Raw genomic sequence first — 7,996 nt, 5'->3', positions numbered from 1 at the left:
GCTGCCTGAACCGAGAATGACCAACAGGGTCAAAGTATGCGACAAACCGAAGGTTGCAACCCGGTGAGGCTAGCACGGGCGCCTCGCGCGGTGTCTTCGCTGTCAGCGCTGACCGCGCCGGCTACCAATCCGCGTGCCGGAAGAGAACGCCGCCGCGCCCCGTGTCGCGGACGTGGTTTCCGCGGCGTTCGCCCGACGACTTTTCGAGCCTCTCCCGCGCGTTGCGCTGGCGGTCGATCCGCCCGTCGCTGTGCGCGGATCCGGGTGCCGCGTTGCGCTGTGGCCTCGTCCGTGATGTGGCGCCGTCGTCGCTACGGGAGGCGTCACGAAGCGGCGCTCGCCCGGGGCGAGTTCGGTGAGCAGCGAGTCACCGGGCCCAAGCCGGGTGATCGTCGGGTTGATGCCGGCCTGGCGGGTGAGGTCGCGCACGTTGGTGACCTGGTCGTCGGTCATCAGGGTGACGACGGTGCCGCTCGCTCCGGCACGCGCGGTCCGCCCCGAGCGGTGCAGGTATGCCTTGTGCTCGGCGGGCGGGTCGGCGTGGATCACCAGAGCTATATCGTCGACGTGGATACCGCGCGCCGCGATGTCGGTCGCGACAAGCGTGCGGGCGTTGCCGGCGGAGAACGCCGCCAAATTGCGGGTACGGGCGTTTTGTGTCAGGTTGCCGTGCAGCTCCACGGCGGGCACTCCCGAGGCGACCAGTTGACTGGTCAGCTTCTTGGCGCCCCGCTTGGTGCGGGTGAATACGAGCGTGCGCCCCGGGGCGGCCGTCAGGTCGATCAGGACGGGGAGCCGGTCATCGTGACGCACCAGGAGCACGTGGTGGGTCATCGCGGCGACTGGAGACATCGCCGAGTCGACGCTGTGGGTGACTGGGTTGGAGAGGTACCGCCGCACGAGGACGTCGACGCCCGCGTCGAGCGTCGCCGAGAACAGCAGCCGCTGGGAGCGGGGCGGTGTCCTGTCGAGGAGTCGCCGTACGACCGGCAGGAAGCCCAGATCGGCCATGTGGTCCGCCTCGTCGAGCACCGTGACCTCGACGGCGTCGAGGATCGCGTCGCCGGTCGAAACGTGGTCGGCGAGCCGGCCGGGACAGGCAATGAGGATATCGACCCCGGCACGCAGTGCACCGACCTGTGGCCGCGCGCTAACCCCACCGAAGATCGTCAGGGTCCGCAGCGACAGCGCGGTGGCCAGCGGTGCGATCGCCGCTTCGATCTGGGTCGCCAGCTCGCGAGTAGGCGCCAGGATGAGCGAGCGCGGGCGGCCGGGCAGCCGCGGAGACGTGGCGGCCGAGAGCCGGGCGAGGACCGGGAGAGCGAAGGCGTATGTCTTGCCCGATCCCGTCCTGCCACGACCCAGCACGTCGCGTCCGGCGAGTGAATCCGGGAGCGTGGCGGCCTGGATCGGGAATGGCCTGCTGATGCCCGCCTGCTCGAGCGCGGCGACCAGGCGGCCGGGCACGCCAAGGTCGGCGAAGGATGCGGCTGGGATAAGGGGTGTCTTGCTGGGGCGGCGTGCCGCCATGGGAGTCTCCGAACGTGGAAGGGGTCGCCTGCACGGCGCTGACCGATTGGTCGCGGCGCGTGGTGGTCGACATCAGATGCAGGCCGTGGTCGGAACCGGCGGACTGGTCGATCAATCTACCCGCACCCCGGCCCAGGCCGTACACGATGGCTTTTCTGGGTTAGGGTTCGACGGGCCGAGCGAAACGGATCCAACGCCCCCGGCGAGCGGCCGGATCCGCACCGCCCATTTTCCGCACCCGGCTTGCATGTGCGAGCGGGAGGGTCGCGCGTTGGCGCGCCAAACTTGGAGCAGCTCTTGACTGATGTAACCGCGCATGACTCGAACTTGTTCCGTGAAGCACCGGGAGCAAATGCGCCTTTCGACCACACACCTGCCGTCGACGTGAGTTCGGCTGCGATGACCCGCCTGCGCACCCCGTTCCGTGTCGAGGGTGACGCCGACCGGAAGTCGACGACCGCGCCCATTGCCGTTCGTTAGGCATCGCGACGCCACGGAGCCCAGTCGGTAAGGGCTACCACGCGTGTCGGTGCGACGCGTCGCAGGTATCGACGTCCTGTGCAGGTGGATCAGCACGTCTCCACGACTGGACCACCAAATGGGGCGGTGGCGGTGGACCGCCGCTCGGCCTTGCCCGCGTACGTTGTCGCGTCGGCCATCCCGATCAACGTGTCCCCGTCGAGGGTGCTGCCGCGACCCGCGACGGCCGGACCCATCGTGGCCCGGTCGGGGGTCGCCCCAGTGCAACAGCGCACGGTGTAGGCGCCGCCCGTCTCGGTGCCGGTGATGAGAGTCGGACAGCTCATGACATGACCTGCTTGGGGTCTGACTGGATGGCTGGGAGGTACGTGCGCCGGAAGCGGTCGAACGTGGTCGCCGTCGGCGCGCTGTTGAATCGCTTCGATCGGTCCGTGGATGTTCTCGCCGGACATCTGCTCAAAAGGCATACGTGGCGTCGGGAAGGCGGCGCTCCGCGGATGCGTCCTGTTCTGGCCCGGTCAAGTCTCCCAACTCTCGTCCACAATTTGTGGGTTTCCCGATCACACTGACCGTCTTCCCAAGATCATTATGGTTCGTCTCTCCCCAGTGCTATACGGTCAGCAGGTGAGAATCGAGCGTCACTGGTGGAACGGGGACCGGAGCCCGCGGGGGCGTCGCGACGTCTACATCCGCACCGACGGCCAGCGATGGGAAGTAGAGGCACAGACCGGCGGCACCGCAGGCCGGTCGAAGCTACACCCCTGTCCGAGTCAGGCGTCGGCACAGATCCTCGCCGACGCGTGGCTGGGTGGTCGCCCGGAGTGGCGGGAACTGGCGCCCTGACAGTGGGACGTCAGGAGCACTCCTGGCAGACCTCTCGGCCGTCGGGCTCCGCGGCGAGCTGACTGCGGTGGTGTACCAGGAAGCAGCGCGCGCATCGAAACTCGTCCGGCTGCATCGGCACGACCGCCACGGTCAGTTCCTCGGCGGAAAGGTCCGCGCCGGGCAACTCGAAGTTCTCGGCAGCCTCGGCCTCGTCGAGGTCGACTCTCGCTGACTGCGGCGCCGCGCCGCGCGCCTTGAGTTCCTCCAGGCTGTCGTCTTCAACCTCAACGGCGGGTCGGCGCGGTGCGTCGTAATCGATTGGCTTGCTCATTGTGATGGCCTCTCCGGCTTGGATCATGGGTGTCACGACGGTAGACCGCGGCTCATGTCGTGGCGCTCAAGCGAGCGGTGGAAGGGTAGCGCTCGCCCTTGGAGGCGAGGGGCACCATAGGCAGTGATCGCCATCCCAGCGGAGAATTGTGGTGGGTGTTGGGATTGGTCATCGGACCGCGGGGCGGTCACTGCCCGCGGTTGAAGTTGGATCGGCGTTGGTGTTTGCCGCATGCGCCGGGGACAGAATCGGGTGGTGGTGTTCGGCCAGGCCGGTGGCGAGCAGGTTGACCAGGAAGCGGGCAGCCGGATGCGGCGCACGGAGTCGCTGGTCTTGGGCGGGCGGATCGCCGTCGACGAGCAGCGTGTCTTCCTAGGATGGTCTACGGGTTGTGGTGTGGGCCAGCGGCGTCGACTCGCGCACCGATCGGGGGTAGCGGAGAACCGCCGGTACGCGATTGCCTGCGTGGGTCACGCGTTGTCGGCCAGGAGTTCCCCCAGGGGGATGGTCAGCGGGGTAGGTCGTCGGGTACGGGTAGATCGAGTGCCGCGAGGAACCGTGCTGTCTTAACCTCGACGAAGATCTCAGCGTCGTCCCGGTCGTCGTCATCGTCGTCGTCCAGATCGATGTCTGTCGGGTCGAGATCCTCGGCGAGGTAGGCGGTCAGTTCGGCTTCCTTCGCGCTGCGCTCGATGTCGCTCGCCCCACCGCGCTGCTGCGCCCACCAGGCGCCCAAGCCGGCAGCCTCACGCGCCACGTCGGTTGGGGCCGAGGCGTCCGGATTCTCGAAATACGTGCGCGGGGTGTCGCCGAGATACGCGACACCGCTACCCGGTCCCGCCGGGTGGTAGATAAGCGTCGCGATGTCGCTGTCGTGGATGTCGATGAGCAGCCACGGCTCCGGGATGGTCGGCTGTTCAGCAGGCTGGTGCGCCGTCCACCGGTGTCCGTCGAAGAGGTAGGTGCCGAAGAACCCCACGATTGATCTCCTGATCCCGGGGCGGTGACCCCACTCGCCGCACTACCTGCTGTTTCAAGAGTTGGATCACGAGCTTGGTCGACTTGGTGATTTTCGGCAAGGCGTGATGATCTGACGGATGAGCAGGATCTGACGGCGAGTACGGACCCGTGTGTCCGGTCTTCGGCCCGCCGTTGGAGTCCTCGTCCTGCCGGGGTATGCCGTCGCGGTCGGCCGGTAAGTAAAGTGCCCGCAGCATGATGAAGGATCCTGAGCACCTCCAGGAGCCGCGGAGCCGCCGGAAGGGCGTGGCGCCGCTGCTCACCCTTCGTCTGCTCGGTGGCTTCCGCGTCGAACGCGCCGACCTCGGCCCGTTACCTGAGCGGTGGCGCCGCCCGGGGGCCCGGACCGTCGTCAAGGTGCTCGCCCTCGCTCCGGGCCACCGGCTCCACCGCGACCAGGTCACCGACGCGTGTTGGCCGGACGCGGACGTGCTGACCGCCCGCCGCAGCCTGCGGGTAAGTCTCCACACGGCCCGGCACACCCTGGAGCCCGAGTTGCCCCCGCGTGGCCGGTCCAGCTACCTCACCACTGACGGTGAGCTGCTCGCCCTGGTGCCCGGCACAATCTGGGTCGACGTGGTCCAGGCCGAGGAGGACGCGGCCGCCGCTCTCACCACAAGCGATGCGGAGGCGCTCGACGCATCCTGGCGGCTGCTCTCGCAGGATTTGCTGCCCGAGGACCGGTACGCGGACTGGGCCGCCAATCGCCGCCGGGAGCTGTCCGCGCTGCGCCGCCGGGTGGCCGCCGCCCTGGGCGACGCCCACACGGTCGCCGGACGCCCGGGCAGGGCTGTGGAGATCCTGGAGCAGACCGTCACGGCAGAGGAGGTGGACGAGGCGCTGCATCGGCGGCTGCTCGCGGCCTATCTCGCTTCCGGCGACCGCACCCGAGCCATCGACCACTACCGCCGGCTACAGCGGCTGCTCGAGAAGGAACTGGGCACGGCTCCCGAGCCGGAGACCCAGGCGCTCGTCCGCAGGGCGATGGGCTTCCCCGCATCCCAATCGCAGCCGGGTGCCGGCACCGCCGGCCGGTCCGGCCCTGTGTTGCCCGCCGCGGTGCGCCGTGCCGCGACCACTCCGCTGCGCGGCCGGGACAGGACGCTCGCCGCCGCCCTCGCCAGGATTTCTCCGAAGCGGGAGGCCGCCGCCCCGCTGACCGTCGTGAGCGGGGAGAGCGGAGCCGGTAAGACCCGGCTCGTCGCCGAGGCCGCGCGGGCCGCGGCCGACCGCGGGATGACGGTGCTGTGGGGCGCCGCGCACGAGGCGGAGGGCCCGCTGCCGTACGGGGCGTTCGGCGACGCGCTCTCCGGCTGGCTGGCCGGGCTGGAGCCCGCCGAGCGGGAGGTGGTGGCGGCCGGACACCCCGGGCTAGGCGCCCTGCTCCCAGAGCTGGGTACCGAGCCGCCGCGCAGCGGCGCCGCCGAGGAGGAGTGGGTCCGGCTGTTCCGGGCGGTCTGCGCGCTGCTGGTCGAGCTGTCCGCCGAGAGACCGGTGCTGCTGGTCGTGGACGACCTTCATGCGGCCGATCTGGGCACGCTGCGGCTCCTTCACCACCTCGTCCGAACCGTCGGCGATCGGCCGGTGCGGTTCCTGGCCACGCTGCGTGAGGAGGGCCTGGAGGAGGGCGACGAGCGTCGCTCCGTGTTGCGGGCCGCGGGCCGACAGGGCCTGGTCCACCGGATCGAGCTGATGCGGCTGGCCCGGACGGACTGTTATCTGCTCGCCGGCGATGTCGCCCGTACCCGACCCGGCGCAGCGGGACGCGCAATCGAGCTGGACCCGGAGTTGCTCGACACCGTCTACCGGCTCTCCCGCGGCAATCCGCTGTTCGTCACCGAGCTGGTGCGCGCAGTCGCCGAGTCCGCGGCGGCACCAGAATCGGATCACGCCTCGCTCCCCGGCTTCCGGGGCGGCGTGCCCGAGTCGGTCCGCGAGGTCGTGTTCACCCGGGTGGCGCACTTCGCCCCGCAGGTCCGCCAAGCCTTGGAGGTGCTCGCCGTGGCCGGAGGCGAGGCCTCGCTCTCCGAGGCGGCGGAGGTCGCGCTCTGCGGGCTGCACCCCCCGCTGCCCGGCCCAGTTTTCGCCGCAGCGCTGGACACTCTGACGGCGGCGCGGCTGGTCGACGAGTGCGAGGTCGTCCAGTTCGGACGCCGCAGGGCGGGCCTGACCTTCCGCCATCCGGTGGTGGGCCTGGCGGTGTACGAGCGGCTGAGCGCTGCCCGGCGCCGTCAGATGCACCTCGCCTATGCGTCGGCGGTCCGCCGCCACCGTCCGGAGGCCGTGGACGCGCTCGCGCACCACCTCGACCGGGCGGACGACCCGGAGGCCGTGGTGTGGCTGCGGCGCGCCGCCGAGCGCGCGGCCTCCCTCTATGCCGACGACAGCGCGGCCCGTTACTACGCGGATCTGGTGGCCCGGCTGGACGCCGCGTCCGACGGGCCGAACGCGGCGGCCGAGGCAGCTCGGGTGCGCCTGGACTGGGCGGAGGTCCTGATCCGGCAGGCACGGCACGCCGAGGCCGAGGAGGTGCTGAGCACCGCCGCCGACGCCCTGGGGCGGGCCGGCGACACGGACGGCCAGATCCGCGCGAAGGCGCTGCTCGCAGAGACCATGGCCCGGGCCGGACGCCCGCACCAGGGCATCGCCCTGCTGCTCGGTTCCTGGGCGCCCGTCGACGAACCGGGCACCGGCGGCCCGACCACCCGCCTTCCGGTCGGGGCCAGGCCCGAGGCGGTGGGAGCACACCATCTCGCCCTGGCCAGAATCTGGTTTCAGCTCGGGCACTACGACCGGGCCTTGGCCTGCGCCGACCGGGCGGCGGCCGCCGGGCGGGCGGCTGCCAGCCCGCCGCTCCGGGTGCTCGGGCAGGGACTGCACATCCGGGCGGCCTGCCTGCTGCTCACCGGACGGCTTCCGGCGGCCCGTGAGGCAGCGGAGCAGGCCCTGCCCATCGCGGAACGCGCCGGGGACCTCTCGCTCCAGTCACGTACCCTGTCGACGCTCCGGGAGCTCTCCGAGGCTGGCGGACGGCTCGGTGAGGCAGCCGATTACGCACGTCGTACCCTTGCCATGGCCGAGCGCACCGGCGACCCGATCGCCATCGCCTTCGAACGGGCCAATCTGGCCCGCGTCGATCTAATGGCGGGTCGGCTCGACACGGCTCGCGAGGGAGCGCAGTCGGCGGTCGCCTCGGCACGGCCGTTCGGGCCCACCTGGGGGCTGTCCTATTGCCTGATCATCCTCGGCGAGGTCGAGCTGCGCGCCGGGCAGGCGTCGCAGGCCCGGCGGTGGTTGGCCGAGGGTTCCGCAACGGCCCGGCAAGTGGGCGACGACCAGGCGGAGCGTGCCGCGCGGGTGCTGCTCGCGGAGGTCGAGCTCCTAGAGGGAAGGCCAGCTGAGGCGCTGGCCGGGCTCGGTCGGCCGGCGGCGGACGAAGGCCCACTGGACGACAGGTCCTTCGAAGCGCCGGGCAGTGCGCTGACCGTGGCGGCCGAGGCCCTGCTCGCCCTCGGCAAGGCGGCCGAGGCGGAGCAGTTGGCCCACCGGGCGCTGGACCGCGTACGGGCGGTCGGGAACCGGCCCGGCCAGGTGGAGGCTCGCCGCGTGCTCGGGCTGGCACTGCTGGCGTCGGGGCAGCGGGAGAAGGCCGAGGTGCAGCTGCGCGGCGCGCTGCGGCTGGCCCGGGCGATGGGCCTGCGGCCCGCCGAGGAGCGCGCCCGCCAGGCCACTCCGAGGAGCTGAGTTCACCGCTGAACTCGGCTGTAACAGCACCCGCCTAGTAGTGCTTTGTTATGTTGTGTTGTTGTA

6 protein-coding genes are annotated in these 7,996 nt (G+C 70.8%); 2 read left to right on the top strand and 4 right to left on the bottom strand.

The genetic code is table 11. The features are described 5' to 3' along the window. Positions 1–102: 102 nt before the first annotated feature. Together A6A27_RS05000 and A6A27_RS04995 are read right to left on the bottom strand one after the other, a co-directional pair. Positions 103–1,530 (bottom strand): DEAD/DEAH box helicase, encoded by a 1,428-nt coding sequence (locus tag A6A27_RS05000; protein ID WP_073833315.1) that lies wholly within the window; start codon positions 1,528–1,530, stop codon positions 103–105. A 569-nt stretch (positions 1,531–2,099) separates the two neighbouring features. After that, positions 2,100–2,336 carry a hypothetical protein gene (locus tag A6A27_RS04995; protein ID WP_073833313.1) on the bottom strand — a complete coding sequence of 79 codons (237 nt, stop codon included), beginning with the start codon at positions 2,334–2,336 and terminating at the stop codon, positions 2,100–2,102. A gap of 298 nt (positions 2,337–2,634) precedes the next feature. Between A6A27_RS04995 and A6A27_RS04990 the strand changes: the two genes are divergently transcribed. Next, positions 2,635–2,853 (top strand): hypothetical protein, encoded by a 219-nt coding sequence (locus A6A27_RS04990; protein WP_073833319.1) that lies wholly within the window; start codon positions 2,635–2,637, stop codon positions 2,851–2,853. Positions 2,854–2,863: 10 nt separating this feature from the next. On the opposite strand, the gene A6A27_RS04985 is transcribed toward A6A27_RS04990, so the two are convergent. Then, complete coding sequence (locus A6A27_RS04985) at positions 2,864–3,193, bottom strand: DUF4193 domain-containing protein (RefSeq protein WP_443189945.1); 330 nt, start codon at positions 3,191–3,193, stop codon at positions 2,864–2,866. A gap of 481 nt (positions 3,194–3,674) precedes the next feature. Beyond that, a complete protein-coding gene (locus A6A27_RS44115; protein WP_073833312.1) occupies positions 3,675–4,145 on the bottom strand; it encodes a hypothetical protein in 471 nt (156 codons plus the stop codon). Positions 4,146–4,381: 236 nt separating this feature from the next. Between A6A27_RS44115 and A6A27_RS04975 the strand changes: the two genes are divergently transcribed. Beyond that, a complete protein-coding gene (locus A6A27_RS04975) occupies positions 4,382–7,930 on the top strand; it encodes an ATP-binding protein (protein WP_083672435.1) in 3,549 nt (1,182 codons plus the stop codon). The last annotated feature ends 66 nt before the right edge of the window (positions 7,931–7,996 follow it).

Source organism: Micromonospora sp. CB01531 (assembly GCF_001905095.1).
Lineage (GTDB): Bacteria > Actinomycetota > Actinomycetes > Mycobacteriales > Micromonosporaceae > Micromonospora.
This window is presented reverse-complemented; position numbering and strand designations above follow the sequence as displayed.